The following is a 19476-nucleotide window of genomic DNA, read 5'->3' as shown; positions in this document are numbered from 1 at the left end:
TGACCAGGACAGGGTGGACGGCGGCAATGTGCGCGGACGCCCCTGACGGAAGCCTTGAGTCATCCGTCCCCGGGCGAATCGAGGCTCCCCCATGACCGTCCTGCTGGACCGCCCCACGGCCACAGCCACGACCACAGGGCCGTCCCGCGCGGCCGGCGTGCGCGCGGCGGCGCGGGATCCGTTCATCGACCTCCTGCGCGTGTTCGGCATGGCGCTGATCGTGCTGCAACACTGGACGATCCCCGTGCTGTCGTACGACGGCGTCCGGCTGACCACGGGCAACGCGCTGTCCACGCCGGGGGTGTGGGTGGTGACCTGGATCAGCCAGGTGATGCCGCTGGTGTTCTTCGCGGGCGGCGCGGCGAACGCGATCAGCTTCGGGCGGCGCCGCACGAGCGCGCCGCGGTGGCTGGCGGTGCGGCTGCGCCGGCTGGCCTGGCCCCTGCTGCCGCTGGCCGCGGTGTGGATCCCGCTGCCGCACATCCTGCTCACGCTGGGCGTCCCCGCGCAGCCGCTCGAGGTGGGCGCGAAGCTGACCGGGCAGCTGCTGTGGTTCCTCGCCGTCTATCTGATCGCCGTCACGGCCACCCCGTACGCGCTGCGCCTGCACGAGAGGTACGGCATGCGGGTCCCCGCCGCGTTGGCGGCCGGCGCGGTGCTCACGGACGTCGTACGTTTCTCCACCGGGCTCGACGCCCTCGGCTATCTGAACATCGTGTTCGTCTGGCTGGCCGTGCACCAGCTCGGCTTCCTCTACGCCGAGGGACGGCTGCGCCACGCGTGGGCGCTGGCGGTGGCGGGCTTCGGGGCGGCGGCGCTGCTGGTGGCGTACGGCCCCTACCCGGGCAGCATGATCGGGCTCCCCGGCGCCGAGATGTCGAACATGGCCCCGCCCACCCTCGTCATGCTGGCCGTCTCCTCGGGGCAGATCGGGCTGGCCGTGCTGCTGCGCCCATGGCTGCTGCGCCTGCGTACGGGCCGGCTGCTGGACTGGGCGGGACCGCGCATCATGACGGTGTACCTGTGGCACATGCCGGCCCTGTTCGCGGTCACGGGCGTCGTGGTGGTCCTGCTGGGCATCGGCACGCCGGCGCCGGGCAGCGCGTTCTGGTTCGCCGGATGGCCGCTCTGGTTCGGGCTGCTGTCCCTGGTGCTGTGGCCGCTGCTGAAGGGGTTCGCCAGGTTCGAGACGCCGCCCAAGCTGCCGTACGGCGAGGCCGGCTGGGGCACCGTGCTCGGGGCGACCGGGCTGGTCGGCGCGGGGGTGCTGACCCTCACGGTGTGCGGGTTCGCGCCCGGCGGCGGCCCGTTCCTGGCGGTGATCGCCCTGCTCGGGGGGCTGCTGATGACGGCGCCGCGCGCCAGGACGTGAGGGCGGGGAAACACGGGCGCAACGCGCCGGTGCTCAGAATGGGGGCATGACGAAGGTCCGAGCCCTCTCCGATGCCGATCTGCCCGCCGTCGCCGCCATCTACGCGCACTACGTGACGGGCAGCGTGGCCACGTTCGACGAGACGCCGCCGTCGGTGGACGACTGGCGCGTGAAGGCGGCCGGCGTCACGGGGGCCGGGCTGCCGTTCCTGGTGGCCGACGTGGACGGCCGGATCGCCGGCTACGCCTACCTCACGCAATACCGTCCCAAGCCCGCCTACCGGCACACCGTCGAGGACACCATCTACCTCGCCCCCGGCATGACCGGGCGCGGGCTCGGCCGGCTGCTGCTCGGCGAGCTGATCGACGCGGCGCGCCGGACGCACGCCCGCCGGATCGTGGCGGTGATCGCCGACTCGGGCGACCCGTCGTCGGCGCGGCTGCACGAGGCGTACGGCTTCGCCGATGCAGGCCGGCTGCGGGCCGTGGGCTTCAAGCACGGGCGCTGGATCGACACCGTCCTGTTCCAGCTCGACCTGGAAGTTCGGCCTGATCGGGGCGGAGCCGGTTCGACCATCGGGCAAACTTCGGCAGGATAGAGGGCGTGAGCCTACTCGTTGACCGCCTGCCAGATGACATCGACGCCGATCCCGACGCCATTTTCGACGCGTTCGTCGCCTGGAACGCCGAGCGGGGGCTCACCCTCTATCCCGCCCAGGAGGAGGCCCTCATCGAGGTGGTCTCCGGCAGCAACCTGATCCTGGCCACGCCGACGGGCTCGGGAAAGTCGCTGGTCGCCGCCGGCGCCCACTTCACCGCGCTGACCCGTGACCTCCGCACGTTCTACACCGCGCCCATCAAGGCGCTGGTGTCCGAGAAGTTCTTCGACCTGTGCGCCGTCTTCGGCACCGAGAACGTCGGCATGATGACCGGCGACGCGAGCGTCAACCCCGGCGCGCCCATCATCTGCTGCACGGCCGAGATCCTGGCCAACGTGGCGCTGCGCGACGGGGCCGCGGCCGACATCGGCCAGGTCGTCATGGACGAGTTCCACTTCTATGCCGAGCCCGACCGCGGATGGGCGTGGCAGGTGCCGCTGCTGGAGCTGCGCAACGTGCAGTTCATCCTGATGTCGGCCACGCTCGGCGACGTGTCGATGTTCGAGCGCGACCTGACCCGGCGCACCGGGCGGCCCACGTCCGTGGTCAAGCACTCCGAGCGGCCGGTGCCGCTGGTCTACTCCTATCGGATGACCCCGCTGCACGAGACGCTGGAGGAGATGCTCAGCACCGGCCAGGCGCCGGTTTACGTCGTGCACTTCACGCAGGCCGCGGCCATGGAGCGCGCCCAGGCCCTGATGTCGATCAACATGGCGACGAAGGCCGAGAAGGAGGCCATCGCCACGATGATCGGCGGTTTCCGGTTCACCACCCGGTTCGGGCGTGCCCTGTCGCGGCTGGTCCGCCACGGCATCGGCGTTCACCACGCCGGCATGTTGCCGAAATACCGGCGGCTGGTGGAGCGGCTCGCGCAGGCGGGGCTGCTCAAGGTCATCTGCGGCACCGACACGCTGGGCGTCGGCGTCAACGTGCCGATCAGGACGGTGTTGTTCACGGCGCTGTCGAAGTACGACGGCAACAAGGTGCGCCGGCTGCGCGCCCGCGAGTTCCACCAGATCGCCGGGCGGGCGGGCCGTGCGGGCTTCGACACGATCGGCTACGTCGCCTGCCAGGCGCCCGAGCACGACATCGAGAACGCCAAGGCGCTGGCCAAGATCGGCGACGATCCGAAGCGGCGGCGGGGCTACGCCCGCAAGAAGCCGCCCGAGGGCTTCGTGGGCTGGAGCGAGGACACGTTCGTCAAGCTACAGGAGGCCGAGCCCGAGCCGCTCAACTCGCGTTTCAAGGTCAGCAACGCCATGCTCCTCGCCGTGATCAACCGGCCGGGCGACTGCTTCCAGGCGATGAAGCACCTGCTGACCGACAACCACGAGGACCGCAAGTGGCAGCGGCGGCACATCAGCCAGGCCATCGCGATCTACCGCTCGCTGCTGGCCGGCGGCATCGTCGAGCAGTTCGCCGAGCCCGACGAGCAGGGCAGGCGGGCCCGGCTGACGATCGAGCTGCAGGAGGACTTCGCGCTCAACCAGGCGCTGTCGACGTTCGCGCTGGCCGCGTTCGACCTGCTCGACCGCGAGTCTCCGTCCTACGCGCTCGACGTGGTGTCGATCGTGGAGTCGATTCTCGACGACCCCCGCCAGATCCTGTCGGCCCAGCTGAAGAAGGCGAGGGGCGAGGCCGTCGCGCAGATGAAGGCCGACGGCATCGAATACGAAGAGCGGATGGAGCAGCTGGCCGAGGTCATGTATCCGATGCCGCTGGACGACCTGCTGCTCGGCGCGTACGAAACCTACCGGCGCGGCCATCCGTGGGTGGGCGACTACACGGTCAGCCCGAAATCCGTGGTGCGCGACATGTACGAGCGGGCCATGACGTTCGCCGAGTACATCCAGTTCTACGAGCTGGCCCGGTCCGAGGGCACGGTGCTGCGCTACCTGGCCGACGCCTACCGCACCCTGTCGCGCACGGTGCCCGAGCACCTCAAGACCGACGACCTGGTCGACCTGATCGAGTGGCTCGGCGAGCTGGTCCGCCAGGTCGACTCGTCGCTGATCGACGAATGGGAGAAGCTGACCAACCCGGCCGCGGTGCTGGAGCAGCAGAACCAGCTCGAAGCCACGGTGCGCCCGGTCACCGCGAACCCGCGGGCGTTCAGGGTGCTGGTACGCAACGCCATGTTCCGGCTGGTCGAGCTCTCCGCCATCGAGAAGGAGGACGAGCTGGAGGAGCTCGCCCCCGACGTCGACTGGGGCGCGGCGCTGGACGCCTACTACGACGATCACGAGGAGATCCTCACCGACGCCGACGCCCGGGGGCCCGCGCTGCTGCGCATCGAGGAGGAGAGCGGGTTGTGGAAGGTCAGGCAGACGATCAGGGATCCGGCCGGCGACGGTGACTGGGGCATCGACGCCCAGGTCGACCTGGCCGCATCCGATGAGGAGGGCCGGGCGGTGCTCCACGTGATCGGGCTCAACCGGCTCTGATCCCCGTCGAGGTCGCCGGCCGTCCCCTGCGCGGCGGGCCGCTGGAGGCCGGCGTCGCCAGAGCCGGGCGCCCGTCACCCAGCGGCGTCGCTCGGGGTCCGGCTCGGTGAGCGCGTGAGCGAGCCCGAGCGGCACGCCACTGGATCTTCCGGCTCTGACGAGGACCCGGGCCGATGCCGCCGTGATCCGGTCTCGCACCGGCGTGGGGGCCGGCCGGTCTCAGAAAAGCGACAAGCCCTGTGCCGGAACGGACTGGCAAGGGCGCCCCGGCACAGGCCTGTCGATTAAGTGTCCGGTCCGGAGCGTCGAGGTCGTGTCATCACCATGTCTCAAGATCGAGACATTTCGTGACATGCGCGGTTACAGCGAGTCAGGAGGCCGCGCTTCGATCATAGGACAAAATGGGCCGGGTGAACGACCAAGACCTCCGGCGCGTCCTCGGGCTGCTCGCCCAGGACGACACGTTGCGCGCCTTCGCTGCCCTGGTGCTCGGGCTCCCCGGCGACCTGTCCCCGAAGACGCTGCACAAGCTGGCCACCGGCGGCCTGGCCGCCCGCGACGACGACGGCAAATGGCAGGCCACGCCCGAGCGCTTCCGCGAACTGCTGCGCGCCCACGCCGCACCGGCGGAGGAGCTCGACCCGGAGGAGCGGGTGCTACGGACGTTCCTGGTGGGCGGGCGGCTGACGACCACGGCGATGCGCCGGGACAAACGGCTCGTCGTGCTCCGGTACATCGTACGAGTGTTCGATCCGGGGGTGCGCTATCCGGAGAAGGACGTCAACGTGGCCCTGCGCGCCTTCCACGACGACCACGCGGCGCTGCGCCGCTACCTGGTGGACGAGGGGCTGCTGTCCAGGGAGGGCAACGTCTACTGGCGCAGCGGCGGCCCGGTCGACGTCTGAGCGGGCCCCCGGTCCCTCAGCCGGGCGCGATAGTCACGGGGCGGCATCCCGTACTCCTTGCTGAAGGTCCTGCTGAAGTGGAACGGGCTGACGAAGCCGCACGCCTCCGCCACCTGGCCGACGTCCAGGTCGGTCACCTCCAGCAGGCTCGCGGCGTGGACGGCCCGCGCCCGGCGTACCACCCTCATGGGCGTCTGACCGGTCGCCTCGGCGAACAGGTGGGCGAAGCGGGAGGGCGAGAGCGCGACGGCGCGGGCCAGCGAGGCCACCGAGTGCGGGGCGCCGGGCTCGGCCTCGATGATCGCCAGGGCCCGACGTACGCGCGCGTCGCCTTCCTCGCCGGTACGCGTCCCTTCGGGGCGGGCGGACGCGGTGGCCAGCACCAGCACCTCCTCGACGGCGCCCAGCACCAGCTCCCGCGCCGGCCCGCCCACGGCAAGCGCCGGAACCCACACCTCACCCGGCACCCCAGCCGGCACCCCGCCCGGTGCGGCATCCCGCGTCATGCCCCGTCCCGGGGCAGGGGCTTCGGCCAGGGACGGGGGTGTGAGTCCGGGTGCCCAGCGGGCGTCCTGGAGCGCCCGCTGGAACGCCTGCCCGATGCGCCCGTGCACGGACGGCGGCACCCCGGCGACCCGATGGCAGCCGTCGCCCTCCGCGTACGGCGCCAGCCACGCCGCCCAGCCTGGCCGCGGCTGGAAGTGCACCCACCAGAACCGCCACCGTCGCGCTCCCGTTCGTACCCGGTAGTGCTGCGCCACCCCCGCCGCCAGCACCGCGAGATCCCCCGCGCCCATCGTGAAGGACGTACCTCCCTGTTCGACGAGCCCCTCCCCCGCCTCCGTCCACACCAGCAGCCAACTGGGCGACCCGATGGGACGGCGGGTCGCGTAGCCGGGCAGCTTGTCGTAGTGGCCCACGATCAACAGTTCGGCAGCAGGAACAGACAGGTCCGCAGCATTCACAGGCATACCGTCCCACGAACGTGCCGCCTAGCGTGAGTTGCATGAGGCTCAGCGACTTTCACGACCAGGGGTTCATGCTGGCTCCCGCCCTCCTCTCGGGAGAGGAGGCGGCCGAACTGCGCGACGAGTTCATGGCGCTGCACGCCGGAGGGCCGATCCCCGGCCATTTCGCCCCGCAGCCGCAGGAACCCGGCCGTCCGTACGACATCCTGCGCGACTATCCGCGCATCATGCATCCGCACCAGGTGAACGACGTGGCCCTGCGGTTCCTGCTCGACGCGCGCATCGCCGCGATACTCCACGACCTCCTGGGCGAGGAGCCGATAGCAGCCCAGAGCATGTTCTACTTCAAGCCTCCCGGTGCCAGGGGCCAGGCCCTGCACCAGGACAACTTCTACCTCCGCGTCGAGCCGGGCACCTGTGTGGCCGCCTGGGTGGCGCTCGACCGGGTGGACCGGGCGAACGGCGGCCTGGAGGTCGTGCCGGGGACGCACCTGATGGACCTGTTCTGCCCGGAGGAGGCCGACCAGGGCACCTCGTTCACCAGAGAGTACGTGCCGCCGCCGCCCGGCCTCGAACGGGTGCCGGTCGACATGGCCCCTGGCGACGTGCTGTTCTTCAACGGCAGCCTGGTGCACGGCTCGGAGCCCAACAGCACGAGCGACCGGTTCAGGCGCAGCTTCATCTGCCACTACGTCGGCCGCTCGGCCGAGCGCATCGCCGAGTATTACCCGACGCTCACGATGTCGGGTGAGCGTGTACGGCTGGAGCCCGCCGTGGGCGGCGGACCGTGCGGCACCGAGATCACCGGTCCGCACTGAACGCCGGCCCGGGATCGGCTCATCCGCCCGAGACGTCCGACTCCGCCTCTTCCGGCACCACGCAGTCCCACGGATCGTCCAGCCACCCCTCGGGCAGCAGCACCTTGGACCGCTCACCCGACTTGCCGCGCGGCGTGTCGGTGTTGGCCGGCCACGGCTGGTCGTGCTCCAGCCTGGCCAGGCCCGCGCGCAGCTGGTCGAGAGACTCCGCCGTGGCCAGCTCGCGCCGCAGCTCGCTCCCGACCGTGAAGCCCTTCAGATACCACCCGACGTGCTTGCGGAAGTCGGCCACCGCGTAGCGCTCGATGTCGAAGACGCGGGTCAGCCCCTCGGCGTGCCGGGCCATCGTCTCGGCCACCTCGCCGAGCGCCGGCCTGACCCGCTCGGGGCTGCCGTTGAACGCGTTTTCCAGGTCCTTGAACAACCACGGCCGGCCGAGGCACCCGCGCCCCACGACCACGCCGTCGCAGCCGGTGCGCGCCACCATCCGCAGCGCGTCGCCGGCCGACCAGATGTCGCCGTTGCCCAGCACGGGGATCTCGGGCACGGCCTCCTTGAGCCGCGCGATGGCCTCCCAGTCGGCCACGCCTCCGTAGTGCTGGCGGGCCGTGCGGGCGTGCAGGGCGATCGCCGCGAGCCCCTCCTCGGCCGCGATGCGCCCCGCGTCGAGGTAGGTCAGGTGGTCGTCGTCGATGCCCTTGCGCATCTTCATCGTCACGGGCAGCGCGCCGGCGTTCGCGACCGCCTCACGCAGGATCCGCCGCAGCAGATGCCGTTTGTACGGCAGCGCGGACCCGCCCCCGCGCCTGGTCACCTTGGGCACCGGGCAGCCGAAGTTGAGGTCGACGTGGTCGGCGAGGCCCTCCTCGGCGACCATCCGGACCGCCCGGCCGACGGTGGCGGGGTCGACGCCGTAAAGCTGAATGCTCCTGGGCCGCTCGGACCCGGCGAAGCGGATCATCCTGAGCGTCTTGGGGTTGCGCTCGACCAGCGCCCGCGTCGTGATCATCTCGGACACGAACAGCCCCGCGCCCTGCTGCCGGCACAACACCCGGAACGGCGCGTTGGTGATGCCCGCCATGGGCGCGAGCACCACCGGCGGCCACACCTCGATCGGCCCAATCTTCACCCGCTCAGTTGTAGCGCAGGTCAGGCCGCGAGCGGTATTCGCCCGGGGGTGCGACTGCTGCGCGGGCCCCGCACCTCCCTGGACGAACGTCCGCGACCCCATTTCGTCCTGCGCCGCGTCAGCACGTCCTCAGCGTCTCCAGCGCGGCCGGCCAAGCCGGACACGTTCGCGGGCGTCGGACACTCAGCGAAGCGGCGTCGAAAGGGCAGATCGCCGCACCCCTCACCGATAAACTGGGAACCGGCATCTTCATGCGAAGGGACACGGATGCTTCTTCGAGTGCGCCTGGTGCTGCCCGACCGGCCGGGTTCCCTGGCCCAGGTGACCAGGGTCCTGGGTGCGGCGGGGGCCGACATCACGCAGGTGACTGTGCTCGACCGGGGCGACGGGCGGGCCGTCGACGACATCACGATCTTCAACCCGGCGGGCACGCCCAGGCAGACGCTGGTCAAGAGCCTGGAAGGCGTCGAGGGTGTGACGGTCGAGGGGATCTGGACCACCCGGGAGGCTCCCGGCACCTACCCCGAGCTGGAGATACTCAAATACATCACCACGGCGGGCGACCGGGCGCTGACCACGCTTGTCGACTCGCTCCCCGTGCTGTTCAGCGCCGACTGGGCGGCCACGACGACGGCCGAGCAGCGGGTGGTCTACGCGAGCTGGCGCGCCCCCGAGGAGCCGCCCGCCATGCCGGCCGGCTTTCCGGCCCGCCCGATGGCCCTGACCCTCGACGACGGCCTGCACGTCGTCCACGCCCCGTTGCCGCCACTGGCGCTGTCCCTGGTGCTGGCCCGCTCCGAGGGCCCCTCCTTCCACCGCATCGAGGTGCACCGCCTGACGCGGATCCTGGAGATCTTCTTCACCCTGCCCGCGACCGAGCGCAGCATGGCCCGGCTGCTCCACGACGAAGGACCGGAAGCATCTGGTCGAAAAACCCGCTAGAGTTGTCGGAGCAACGCGGAAGTGGCTCAGTGGTAGAGCATCACCTTGCCAAGGTGAGGGTCGCGGGTTCGAATCCCGTCTTCCGCTCGGAGTTTGGGCTCGGTGGCGTGGCCGAGAGGCGAGGCAGCGGCCTGCAAAGCCGTCCACACGGGTTCAAATCCCGTCGCCACCTCCATGGACGATTAGCTCAGCGGGAGAGCGCTTCCCTGACACGGAAGAGGTCACTGGTTCAATCCCAGTATCGTCCACCATCGACGAGCGAACCCCGGCCTGCGCCGCAGCCGGGGTTCGTTCGTTTCCGCCTGTGCCTAGGATTCGCTCTGGCGGCGCACCACCAGCCAGTTGATCAGCCAGAGCAGCAGTCCGATGGCCAGGAGCACGCCGGCCCGGATATAGACCTCGACGGGCCGGCCGGTCAGCGGGCTGGCCAGGATGAAGGCCAGCACGGCGCCGACCACCGGCAGGGCCGTGGGCGTGCGGTAGTGGGTGTGCTCCACCCGGTCCTTGCGCAACACGAGCACGGCCACGTTGACGACGGTGAAGACGCACAGCAGCAGGAACGCGGTCGTGTCGCCGAGCCCTGCGATCTCCCCCGTCGAGATGAGCGCGATGGCCAGCGCGGTGGTGAAGATGATGCCGATCACCGGCGTACGTCGGCGCGGGTCGACCCAGCCGAGGCGGCGTGGCACCACCCGCTCGTTCGCCAGGCCGTACACGAGCCGGGACGCCATCATCATGTTGATCAGGGCCGTGTTGGCGACGGCGAAGATGGCGATCGCGGCGAACAACTGCGGCGGGAAGTTGAGCCCGCCGGCCTTCACCACCTCGAGCAGCGGGCCGGACGACTCCTCCAGGACCTCGGGCCTGACGAGGAGCGACGAGGTGATGGCCACGAGGATGTAGACGATGCTGGTGATCGTCACACCGAGGAAGATCGCCCGGGGGAAGTTCCGTGCGGGGTCTCGCGTCTCCTCGGCCATGTTCACCGAGTCCTCGAAGCCCACGAACGCGAAGAAGGCCAGTGCGGTGCTGCCGAGCAGGGCGTACATCAGCCCGCCCGCCTGCTCGGTGTCGATCTCGGCCAGCCTCGACGGCTCTCCCGCGCCCGTGAACACGGTGTACACGCCGATCGCGATGATCACCAGCAGGCCGGTGAGCTCGATCAGTGTGAACACGATGTTGGTCTTCACCGACTCGGAGACGCCCCGGTAGTTCAGCGCCGCGACGGCGACGATGAAGACGATGCCGACGACCACGCTCGGCAGCGTGAAGAACGCCTCCAGGTAGTCGCCGCCGATCGCGCGGGCCGCCGCGCTGGCCGAGGTGAGGCCGGAGCACATGACCGTGAACGCGACCATGAACGTGAAGAAGGGTCGCTTGAACGCCTTCTGGGTGTAGAGCGCGGCGCCTGCCGCCTTGGGGTATTTCGTGACCAGTTCGACGTACGACATCGCGGTGAGCATCGCGATGACGAAGCCGAGCAGGAAGGGCAGCCACAGAGCGCCGCCGACCTGACCGGCCACGGTGCCGGTCAGGGCGTAGACGCCGGTGCCCAGAATGTCACCGATGATGAACAGGACGAGAAGCTTGGGGCCGATAGCGCGCTTGAGGGAAACGGGGCCGGCCTCGGGTGCGGCGCCTGTCATGGTCATATCGTTCCCCGATCACGGTTTTTGACACTGGTCTCGACTACAAGCAGCGGCCGAGCCGTGACAGGTCGATCGGCGAGGTGATCATGCCGAGGGATCGGCCGGCGGACCACGGAGGGCGTAGCGCGCCAAGTCGCCTGGCCCCCGCCCCTCCCACTCCCGTGATCGGGGTCGTCGCGCTGGTGCTCGGACTGGTCGGTGCGGCGGCGACGCTGCTGCCGGTGCTGCGTGTGCCCGGCGTCGTCGTCGGTCTGGTCGCCGCCGTCCTCGCCGTGGTGGCCGTGACCTCGGCGCGGCTCAGGTTCGCGCGGGTCACTGGCCGGCCAGGCCGCTGTGGGCGACGCCGCGTACGATCTGCCGCTGGAACAACACGAACACGACCAGCAGCGGCAGCCCGGCCAGCACCACCGAGGCCATGATCTGCGCGTACCGCAGGCCGAAGGTTCCCTGCACGACGTTGGCCAGGCCCACCGGCAGAGTCATGGTGTTCGGGTCGGTGGAGACGAGGAACGGCCAGAGGAAGTTGTTCCAGGTGTTGATGAACGTGAAGATCGACACCGCGGCCAGCACGGGCCGTGAGAGCGGCAGCACGATCGTGAAGAACACCCGCCACCGCCCGGCCCCGTCCACGAACGCGGCCTGCTCCAGCTCCGGCGGCACGTCCTGGAAGAACTTGAACAGGATGAAGACGATCAGAGGCGCGGCCACCTGCGGCAGGATGATCGCCCACCAGGTGTCGACCAGTCCGAAGGCCACCATCTCGGCGAACAGCGGCGCGATGAGCACCTGCGGCGGCACCATGATGCCGGCCAGGATCAGCGCCAGCAGCACCCGCTGCCCCTTGAACTGGGTGCGCGCGAACCCGTACGCCGCCATGGCCGAGAACAGCACGGTCAGGAACGTGACGATGACCGCGGTGACGGTGGAGTTGACGGCCCACTTGAGGATGCCGCCGGTCTCCAGGACCAGCGCGTACGAGTCGAAGGTGATCTCGCTGCCGAACCACTGCAGCGGGGTCACCGTGGTCTCGTCCTCGGGCTTGAGCGACGTGGCCACCGCCCAGGCGATGGGGGCGAGCCAGATCGCCGCAAGCACGAGCGCGACCAGCAGGAGGACGGCCTGGCTGACGCTGAACCGCTTGGTCACGACGCGACCTCCTCGCGCTTGCGGAACAGCCGGAGCTGCGCCAGGGAGACGATGACGATCAGGACGAACAGGATGTACGAGACGGCCGAGGCGTAGCCGATGCGGTAACCGGTGAAGCCGACGTCGTAGGCGTACTCGATGATGGGCCGGGTGGCGTCCTCGGGGCCGCCGCCGGTCATCAGGTAGATCTGGTCGAAGACCTTGAGCGAGGCGACCAGCTGCAGCACCACGATGAGCGCCGTCGTACGGCCGAGCAGCGGGAGCGTGATGGAGCGCAGTTTGTCCCAGGCCGTGGCGCCGTCGATCGAGGCGGCCTCGTAGAGATGGTGCGGGATGGCCTGGAGGGCGGCCAGGTAGAGCAGGAAGTTGAAGCCGACCGTCCACCAGACCGTGGTCAGCACCACCGACCACATGGCCGTGGACGGGTCGCCGAGCCACAGGACGTCGGTGCCGAGCGTGCCGTTGAGCAGCCCGTAGTCGGGCGGGTAGATCATCTGGAGCCAGAGGATCGACACCACGGCGGACGGCAGCAGGAACGGCCCGAAGAACGACAGCCGCCACAACCACTGCATGAAGCGCAGGTGGTGCACGAGCAGCGCGAAGGCCAGCCCGAGCAGCACCAGCGGGATCGTGCTGAGCACGGTGAAGACCAGTGTGTTCCACAACGAGCGCCACATGCGGGGGTCGCCGAAGGCCTCGGCGTAGTTCGCGAAGCCGACGAGGTGGTCGTTGCCGCCGGCGATGTTGACGCTCGACAGGCTCAACCGGAAGCCGAGCAGCGTCGGCCAGACCAGGAAGACCACGTAGATCAGCAGGAACGGGGCCACGAACAGCAGCCCGTGCTGCGTCCAGCCGCGCCGGACCTTGGCCCTCGCGACAGGGCCGGAGGAGGTCGCGGGAGCCGCGACGGTGGTGGTCATGGGCGCTCCTTCGTCGCTCGGATGACCAAGATGCCGGGGTCCTCGGTGATCCCGGTCATGGGCGCTTCTCGTCGGGGAAGGGGTTCGGGGCGGACAGCAGCCGGTTCAGCGAGGCCTTGGCCGCGGCCAGGCCCTCCTCCGGCGTCCGCTCACCGCTGATGACGGGGGAGAACGCCTCGCCGAACTCGATCCACAACCGGGACGCTGAGCCCGCGAACCACACCTGGGGATCGAGCGCGACCTCGGTGATGACCGAGCGGTACTCCGACTGCGGCTCCAGCGCGAGATACTCGGGCAGTTCGAGAGTCGGCAGGTACGCGGGCACGTGGCCGGCCACGGCCCACTCGGCGCTGTTCTTGACGAGGTAGGCGATGAACTCGTACGTGGCGCGCTCGACCTCTGGGTCGCGGTCGCGCTGGTGCGGCAGGACGAACGCGTGGCAGTCGGCCTGCGCCGAGCCCGTGCCGAAGACGGGGGGGAAGCGGGTCATGCTGAACGGCGTCTTGCGGTCCTTGAGCCCGGTGGTCTCCCAGTCGCCGTTCCACAGGAAGGCGGCCTGGCCGTTGGTGAAGTTGGCCACGGAGGCGCCGTAGTCGGTGCGCCAGTCGCACAGCCCTTCCTTGCCGAGCCGCTGCATGAACCGCAGCGCTTCGAGCGCCTTGGCGTCGTCGATGGTGATCGTGGTGCCGTCGTCGGACAGCAGGGTGCCGCCGCTCTGCGGGTACAGCGACCACCACACGCGCCACGGCCCGACCGTGCCCAGGCCGAGCGAGTCGAAGGCGAGCGGCGGTTTGCCGCCCATCACCTCTTTGGCTTTGGTCAGCTGCTCCACCAGCTCGTCGACGCCGTTGGTGGGCCGCAGTTTGCCGTCGGAGCCGAGCAGCCCGGCCTTGTCGCAGATGTCGGTGTTGTAGTACTGCACCATCGGGTGGGCGTCGAACGGAATGGCGTACAGGACGCCGTCGATGTGAGCGCGTTCCCAGATCGGCGGGCTGAAATCGGAGCCACGCAGGCCGACCTCCTCCAGCAGGCGCTCGTTGACGGGGTCGAGGATCTGGCCGGCCCCGATCCCGGCGAGCCTGGCCAGGTGGAAGGTGGCCAGGTCGGGCGATCGCCCGCCGGAGCCCGCCATGGCGATCTTCGTGTAGTACGGCTCGCCCCAGGCGAGCACGTTCTCCTCGACGAAGATCTCCGGGGCTTTCGCGGCGAACGCGTTCACCATGTTGTTCATGATGATCCCGTCGCTCGCGCCCAGGAAATGCCAGTACTGGACCCGTGTCTGGGAGGAGCCGAGTCCCACGGGGATGGCGCAGCCGGAGGCGGCGGCCCCGAGCAGGGCGAGGCTGCCGCCGAGGAGATGCCGGCGCGAGATGACGGGGGGACCGTGCACAGTGGCCTCTTCCTACCGAGACGATGCTTGGCCGTGCCGATGCTTGGCCGTGCTCGCTGATGTTCTCGTTAACAACAGAGGTTTTCAGGGCACCCGCGAACCAACCTGCCGCACCGCGTCGCAGGCGACGGTGGCGATCCGCCGGGTTGCGGGGTCGCCGCGCAGACCCCTAGTTTCGTTGGGGTTACCCGAGTGTTAGCGGTAACACCTGGCATGTCAAGGCCTCCGCGGAAACCGCTTGCCGGGACGGGAGGAGCGAGCCCGACCCTTGACCCCACCTACTGATAACGCTAACAATCTCAAACGACGTCATGCCCGCGCGACACCAGGAGTCCTCTCCGTGCACCAGGCAGAAATCACGCTCGATCCCGCGTTCAAGGTGGCTCCGGTACGCCGGCGCACCTTCGGCACGTTCGTCGAACACCTCGGGCGATGCGTCTATACCGGCATCTACGAGCCGGACCACCCGGAGGCCGACGGCGACGGCTTCCGCCGCGACGTGCTCGACCTGACCAGGGAACTGGGCGTGTCCACCGTCCGCTACCCCGGCGGCAACTTCGTCTCCGGCTACCGGTGGGAGGACGGCATCGGCCCGCTCGCCGAGCGGCCGCGCCGGCTCGACCTGGCCTGGCACAGCACCGAGACGAACGAGGTCGGCGTCGACGAGTTCGTGCGCTGGTGCCGCAAGGCAGGCGTGGAGCCCATGATGGCGCTCAACCTCGGCACCCGCGGTATCACCGAGGCCCTCGACCTGCTCGAATACTGCAACCACCCCTCCGGCACCACGCTGTCGGACCTGCGCGTCGCCAACGGCTCGAAGGAACCGCACGGCATCAGGATGTGGTGCCTCGGCAACGAGATGGACGGCCCCTGGCAGACCGGCCACAAGACGGCCCGCGAATACGGCCGGCTGGCGGCGGAGACCGCCCGCGCGATGCGCACGATGGACAAGAACCTGGAGCTGGTGGCCTGCGGCAGCTCGGGCTCGGGCATGCCGACCTTCGGCGCGTGGGAGGCCACGGTGCTGGAGGAGACGTACGACGTGGTCGACTACGTCTCCTGCCACGCCTACTACGAGGAGAAGGACGGCGACCTCGGCAGCTTCCTGGCCTGCTCGACCGACATGGAGTACTTCATCTCCTCGGTCGTGGCCACCGCCGACCACGTGGGGGCACGGCTGAAGTCGCGCAAGCGCATCGACGTCTCCTTCGACGAGTGGAACGTCTGGTACCTGTCGCGGTTCCAGAACGCCGAGCCGCCAAAGGACTGGCCGGTCGCGCCGCCGCTGCTGGAGGACCACTACCATCTGGCCGACGCGGTGGCGTTCGGCGGGCTGCTGATCACGTTGCTGCGCAACAGCGACCGGGTGACGGCCGCGTCGCTGGCCCAGCTCGTGAACGTCATCGCGCCGATCATGACGGAGCCCGGCGGGCGGGCCTGGCGCCAGACGACGTTCCACCCGTTCGCGCAGGCGTCCAGGCACGCGGCGGGCGACGTGCTGCGGGTGGAGCCGGTCTCGCCGTCGTACGAGACGAAGGAGTACGGCGAGGTGCCGCTGCTGCACGCCGTGGCCACGCACGCCGAGGAGGGCACGACGCTGTTCGCGGTCAACCGCTCCACCGACGCGCCGCTGTCGCTGACCATCGACGCGCGGGCGCTCGGCGGGCGGCGCATCGTCGAGGCCACCACCCTGACCGACGCCGACGTCTACGCCCGCAACACGGCCGACGCCCCCGACCGGATCGCGCCCAGGCCGAACCCCGACGTCGAGCACGACCCGGCCCGCGTCCTGCTGCCGCCGGTGTCGTGGAACGTGATCAGGCTGGCCTGACGCTCATCCCGGGGGCGGCGCCGGTGCTCTCCCTGACGACGAGCTCCGGCTCGACCAGGCGCCGCCCGTCGGTGTCGGCCCCCGCCATCCGATCGAGCAGCATGTGGAAGGCGAGCCGGCCGACCTCGCCGAAGTCCTGGCGTACGGTGGTCAGCGGCGGCCAGTAGTAGGCCGACTCGGGGATGTCGTCGAAGCCCGCCACGCTGACGTCCTCGGGCACTCGCCGCCCCGCCTCGCGCAGCGCCCTCAGCACGCCGAGCGCCATCTGGTCGTTGCCCACGAACACGGCGGTTACCTCGGGCTCCTGCGCCAGGCCGCGCCCGAGCCGGTAGCCGGAGCGCGCACTCCAGTCGCCGCGCACCACGTCGGGCACCGGCCGGCCGGCCTCCTCCAGCACCCCGCGCCAGCCCTCGATGCGGCCGTTGGCGTCGAGCCAGTCGGCCGGGCCCGCGACGTGCCAGACCGTGCGGTGGCCGAGGCTGAGCAGGTGCCTGGTCACGCGTACGGCTCCGGCCCGCTGGTCGACCTTGGCCACGGGCACGGGAATGTCGTCGCCGGCGTCGACCGCCACGGCCGGCATCTCGGGCGGCAGGTGCCGCAGCCCTTCGGAGGCCGACTCGTGCGGCGCGACGATGATCACACCGTCGACGGCCTGGGCGCGCAGCCGCTGCACGCCATCCTCCATCGACCTGCGGTTGAGCGAGCTGAGGCTGGCGATGCTGACGTTGTAGCCGGCGTTTCTCGCGGCCTGCTCGATGTAGTAGAGGGTGGTGGCGGGGCCGTAGAGCGTGGTGTCGATGCTGACCACGCCGAGCACGCCGGAGCGGCCGGTCACGAGCTGGCGGGCCGCCTGGTTGGGCCGGTAGTCGAGCTCCCTGACCGCGGCCAGCACCCGCGCACGGGTCTCGGCACGCACCCGGTCGGGATCGTTCAGCACTCGCGAGACGGTCATGGCCGACACACCGGCGAGCACCGCCACGTCCATGAGCACCGCAGGCCTGCCATTCCTGGATCTCACCGCGGCTCACCCCCTGGCGGTAACGCTAACAGGCGGAGGGGGCGAGCGCGCGGCCGGTGGACGCCCTGGCCGCGGCGGGCGCGGGCGGGCGGCGGTCAGCCGGCTTCGTCGTGCACGAGCAGGACGAACGTGCGGGCGTACGACAGGCCCTGCTCGGGGCGTGGCCAGTCCAGCTCGGTTAGGGCGCGCGAGCCCGTCTCGTGGTAGGCGCCGTTGACGCGGACCTCGGCCGTCTCGGTGCCCTCGCCCCCGCCGAAGAACGCCTTGACGCCGATCAGTCCCTCGCGTTCGAATGTGCCCTTCAGCGCGGGGGCCAGGTGCGGCAGGAGCACGTGCTGGACGGCCCACCGCTGGACGGCCTCGTGGTCGTCGCCGGTGCCCCAGCCGATGATGCCGCCATGGATGGCGTGCCAGCCGGGGAAGCCGTCGGGGTCGCCGGGGCCGAAGTGGCCGGCGTGCGAGCCGTCCTGGACGAGCAGTTCGAGCAGGGCGCTGCCGGTCGTGCCGAGCCACACCTGGACGGCCCGGTCGAGCGCCTCCTCGGGGGTGCCGCCGTAGCCCGCCACGCAGTCGCTGATCGTGGTGTCCCCCGGGCGGTCGACGTTGAGCACGAAGTCGAGGTCGAGGTGGCGCGGACCGCCGGAGTGGTCGTCCCCCAGCATGACGGCGAGCGTGCCCGGCCCCTTGGCCATGACCCCTGCGACGCCCCCTTCGACCTGCCACGGCCTGCCCATGGCCGCACTCAGGCGATCGGCGATCATGCCCAGGATCACGTCGTCCTCCGGGCGTACCTCGTCCATGCTCATCCCTCTCGACCTCGCCGGGCACCGCTCCGGGCCACCCTAGCGAGTGTTGATCATCATGTGCGCGGACGCGCGCCCCGCCCTGCGTGCCGCCGTTGCCAGGCAACTGCCAGGAACGGTCGTTACTCTGCACCGGCATGAACCGGCAGCGAACATCTAGCACGACGCTGGCCAGGTCCGGTCCCGCCCCCTCACGCGCGCCCGCCGCACGCGTGCCGCCCGCCCCGGACACGCGGGCACACGGCTGCCGGACCCGGGAGCACGCCCCATGAGGATCCGCTACTTCATGCTGCACGCCTACGGCATGGGCGGCACCATCCGCACGGTCGTCAACCACGCCAACGCGATGGCCGCCGCGGGTCACGACGTAGAGGTGGTCAGCCTCGTACGGCGATGCGAGCGGCCCCGGTTCAGGCTCGATCCGCGCGTGCCCATCGTGACGCTCGTGGACCAGCGCGGCGGCAGGCTTCCGGACCCGCTCGGGCGCAGGGCGTGGCGCCGGCTGCGGGGGAAGATCGTGCCGCGCGGGGAGTTCGCGGCCGCGTACTTCACCGAACGGGTGGAGCGCGCCGCGATCGGCTACGTGGCCTCGCTGCGCGACGGAGTCCTCGTGACCACGAGGCCCGCGCTCAGCCTGATCGCGGCCCGCCGCGCGCCCAAGGGGGTCCTCACGGTCGCGCAGGAGCACATGAACCTGTCGGCCTATCCCGAGACCATCCGCAGGCAGATCGCCCGCCACTACGGCCGCCTCGACGCGGTCGCCGTACCGACCCGCACGAACCGCCACGCGTACGAGCGCCTGCTGCCGGGGGCGCCGATCGTGCAGATCCCGAACGCGGTCCACCGGGTGGAACGTGAGCCGTCGCGGCAGGTGAACCCCGTGGTGGTCGCGGCCGGGCGGCTGACCCCGCAGAAGGGGTTCGACCTGCTCATCGAGGCCTTCGCGCGGGTGGTGGCCGAGCATCCGGAATGGCGGCTGCGCATCTTCGGCACGGGAGCCAGGAGGGCGGAGCTCGGCGGGCTCGTGGAGCGCCTCGGCCTGGGCGGGCACGTCACGCTTGCCGGGCGTGCCGACCGGCTGGACCTGGAGCTGGCGAACGCCTCCGTGTACGCGCTGAGCTCCCGGTTCGAGGGCCTGCCCATGGTGATGATCGAGGCCATGGCGCACGCGCTGCCCGTCGTCGCGTTCGACTGCCCGACGGGTCCCCAGGACGTGCTGACCGACGGGACGGACGGGGTGCTGGTGCCGCCTCGGGACGTGAGCGCGCTGGCCGACGCCCTGAACCGGGTCGTCTCCGACCGGGACCTGCGGGTGCGCATGGGCAAAGCGGCGGCGGAGACGGCACGGGCCTACGGGCCGGAGCAGGTGATGCCACTCTGGGAGGATCTGTTCGCGGCGCTGGCGCACGGTGAACGGATCACAGAGACGTTCTGGCACGATCGATAGGCGTTTCCGGTAAAAGATTTACCTAACGAAAAGCCC

The 19476-nt window shown here is 70.4% G+C and carries 16 protein-coding genes and 3 tRNA genes; 11 read left to right on the top strand and 8 right to left on the bottom strand.

Annotation, left to right across the window (positions count from 1 at the left end; genetic code table 11):
* Nucleotides 1–91 precede the first annotated feature (91 nt).
* The 4 genes from GUY59_RS15395 to GUY59_RS15380 all read left to right on the top strand — a co-directional run bounded on the left by GUY59_RS15395 (nt 92) and on the right by GUY59_RS15380 (nt 5379).
* A complete protein-coding gene (locus GUY59_RS15395) occupies nt 92–1372 on the top strand; it encodes an acyltransferase family protein (protein ID WP_138200463.1) in 1281 nt (426 codons plus the stop codon).
* Nucleotides 1373–1418: 46 nt separating this feature from the next.
* Entirely contained in the window at nt 1419–1970 is a 552-nt protein-coding gene (locus GUY59_RS15390) for a GNAT family N-acetyltransferase (protein ID WP_138200462.1), read from the top strand.
* Nucleotides 1967–4474: a DEAD/DEAH box helicase gene (locus tag GUY59_RS15385; RefSeq protein WP_138200461.1), complete on the top strand. Its 2508-nt coding sequence runs from the start codon at nt 1967–1969 to the stop codon at nt 4472–4474. The genes GUY59_RS15390 and GUY59_RS15385 overlap by 4 nt, the downstream gene beginning before the upstream one ends.
* Nucleotides 4475–4875: 401 nt before the next feature.
* Complete coding sequence (locus GUY59_RS15380; RefSeq protein WP_138200460.1) at nt 4876–5379, top strand: DUF2087 domain-containing protein; 504 nt, start codon at nt 4876–4878, stop codon at nt 5377–5379.
* On the opposite strand, the gene GUY59_RS15375 is transcribed toward GUY59_RS15380, so the two are convergent.
* A complete protein-coding gene (locus GUY59_RS15375) occupies nt 5346–6299 on the bottom strand; it encodes an AraC family transcriptional regulator (RefSeq protein WP_201760910.1) in 954 nt (317 codons plus the stop codon). The two genes, GUY59_RS15380 and GUY59_RS15375, sit on opposite strands and share 34 nt — an antisense overlap.
* Nucleotides 6300–6385: 86 nt before the next feature.
* Between GUY59_RS15375 and GUY59_RS15370 the strand changes: the two genes are divergently transcribed.
* The gene (locus tag GUY59_RS15370; protein WP_132342073.1) at nt 6386–7165 is read left to right on the top strand and encodes a phytanoyl-CoA dioxygenase family protein; all 780 of its coding nucleotides are present in this window, start codon (nt 6386–6388) and stop codon (nt 7163–7165) included.
* Nucleotides 7166–7184: 19 nt separating this feature from the next.
* Here GUY59_RS15370 and dusB read toward each other — a convergent pair whose 3' ends face one another.
* Complete coding sequence (gene dusB, locus GUY59_RS15365; RefSeq protein ID WP_252374899.1) at nt 7185–8294, bottom strand: tRNA dihydrouridine synthase DusB; 1110 nt, start codon at nt 8292–8294, stop codon at nt 7185–7187.
* Between the two features lie 267 nt (nt 8295–8561).
* Here dusB and GUY59_RS15360 point away from each other — a divergent pair, with 267 nt between their 5' ends.
* The 4 genes from GUY59_RS15360 (at nt 8562) to GUY59_RS15345 (ending at nt 9487) form a co-directional block, all read left to right on the top strand.
* Nucleotides 8562–9236: an ACT domain-containing protein gene (locus tag GUY59_RS15360; protein ID WP_138200458.1), complete on the top strand. Its 675-nt coding sequence runs from the start codon at nt 8562–8564 to the stop codon at nt 9234–9236.
* A gap of 15 nt (nt 9237–9251) precedes the next feature.
* Nucleotides 9252–9323, top strand: a tRNA-Gly gene (locus GUY59_RS15355).
* A 14-nt stretch (nt 9324–9337) separates the two neighbouring features.
* Nucleotides 9338–9411: transfer RNA gene (locus tag GUY59_RS15350), tRNA-Cys, on the top strand.
* 1 nt (nt 9412) lies between these two features.
* Nucleotides 9413–9487, top strand: a tRNA-Val gene (locus tag GUY59_RS15345).
* 57 nt (nt 9488–9544) lie between these two features.
* Here the strand turns inward: GUY59_RS15345 and GUY59_RS15340 are convergent.
* The 4 genes from GUY59_RS15340 to GUY59_RS15325 all read right to left on the bottom strand — a co-directional run bounded on the left by GUY59_RS15340 (nt 9545) and on the right by GUY59_RS15325 (nt 14341).
* A complete protein-coding gene (locus GUY59_RS15340; RefSeq protein ID WP_201760909.1) occupies nt 9545–10882 on the bottom strand; it encodes an APC family permease in 1338 nt (445 codons plus the stop codon).
* Between the two features lie 315 nt (nt 10883–11197).
* A complete protein-coding gene (locus GUY59_RS15335) occupies nt 11198–12031 on the bottom strand; it encodes a carbohydrate ABC transporter permease (RefSeq protein WP_138200456.1) in 834 nt (277 codons plus the stop codon).
* Nucleotides 12028–12951 (bottom strand): carbohydrate ABC transporter permease, encoded by a 924-nt coding sequence (locus tag GUY59_RS15330; protein ID WP_132334703.1) that lies wholly within the window; start codon nt 12949–12951, stop codon nt 12028–12030. The genes GUY59_RS15335 and GUY59_RS15330 overlap by 4 nt, the downstream gene beginning before the upstream one ends.
* Before the next feature lie 55 nt (nt 12952–13006).
* Entirely contained in the window at nt 13007–14341 is a 1335-nt protein-coding gene (locus GUY59_RS15325; RefSeq protein WP_138200455.1) for an extracellular solute-binding protein, read from the bottom strand.
* 340 nt (nt 14342–14681) lie between these two features.
* Here GUY59_RS15325 and arfA point away from each other — a divergent pair, with 340 nt between their 5' ends.
* On the top strand, nt 14682–16172 hold the full coding sequence (gene arfA, locus GUY59_RS15320) for an arabinosylfuranosidase ArfA (RefSeq protein WP_138200454.1): 1491 nt from the start codon (nt 14682–14684) through the stop codon (nt 16170–16172).
* Here arfA and GUY59_RS15315 read toward each other — a convergent pair.
* On the bottom strand, nt 16159–17190 hold the full coding sequence (locus GUY59_RS15315) for a LacI family DNA-binding transcriptional regulator (RefSeq protein WP_442938988.1): 1032 nt from the start codon (nt 17188–17190) through the stop codon (nt 16159–16161). The two genes, arfA and GUY59_RS15315, sit on opposite strands and share 14 nt — an antisense overlap.
* A gap of 95 nt (nt 17191–17285) precedes the next feature.
* Complete coding sequence (locus tag GUY59_RS15310) at nt 17286–17990, bottom strand: DUF6348 family protein (protein WP_161714554.1); 705 nt, start codon at nt 17988–17990, stop codon at nt 17286–17288.
* 271 nt (nt 17991–18261) lie between these two features.
* Between GUY59_RS15310 and GUY59_RS15305 the strand changes: the two genes are divergently transcribed.
* Complete coding sequence (locus tag GUY59_RS15305; RefSeq protein WP_138200452.1) at nt 18262–19440, top strand: glycosyltransferase family 4 protein; 1179 nt, start codon at nt 18262–18264, stop codon at nt 19438–19440.
* The last annotated feature ends 36 nt before the right edge of the window (nt 19441–19476 follow it).

This window comes from Nonomuraea sp. K271 (genome assembly GCF_009908215.1).
Taxonomy (GTDB): domain Bacteria; phylum Actinomycetota; class Actinomycetes; order Streptosporangiales; family Streptosporangiaceae; genus Nonomuraea; species Nonomuraea longispora.
The sequence above is the reverse complement of the archived record's forward strand: the minus strand, read 5'-3'. Positions and strand labels throughout refer to the sequence as shown.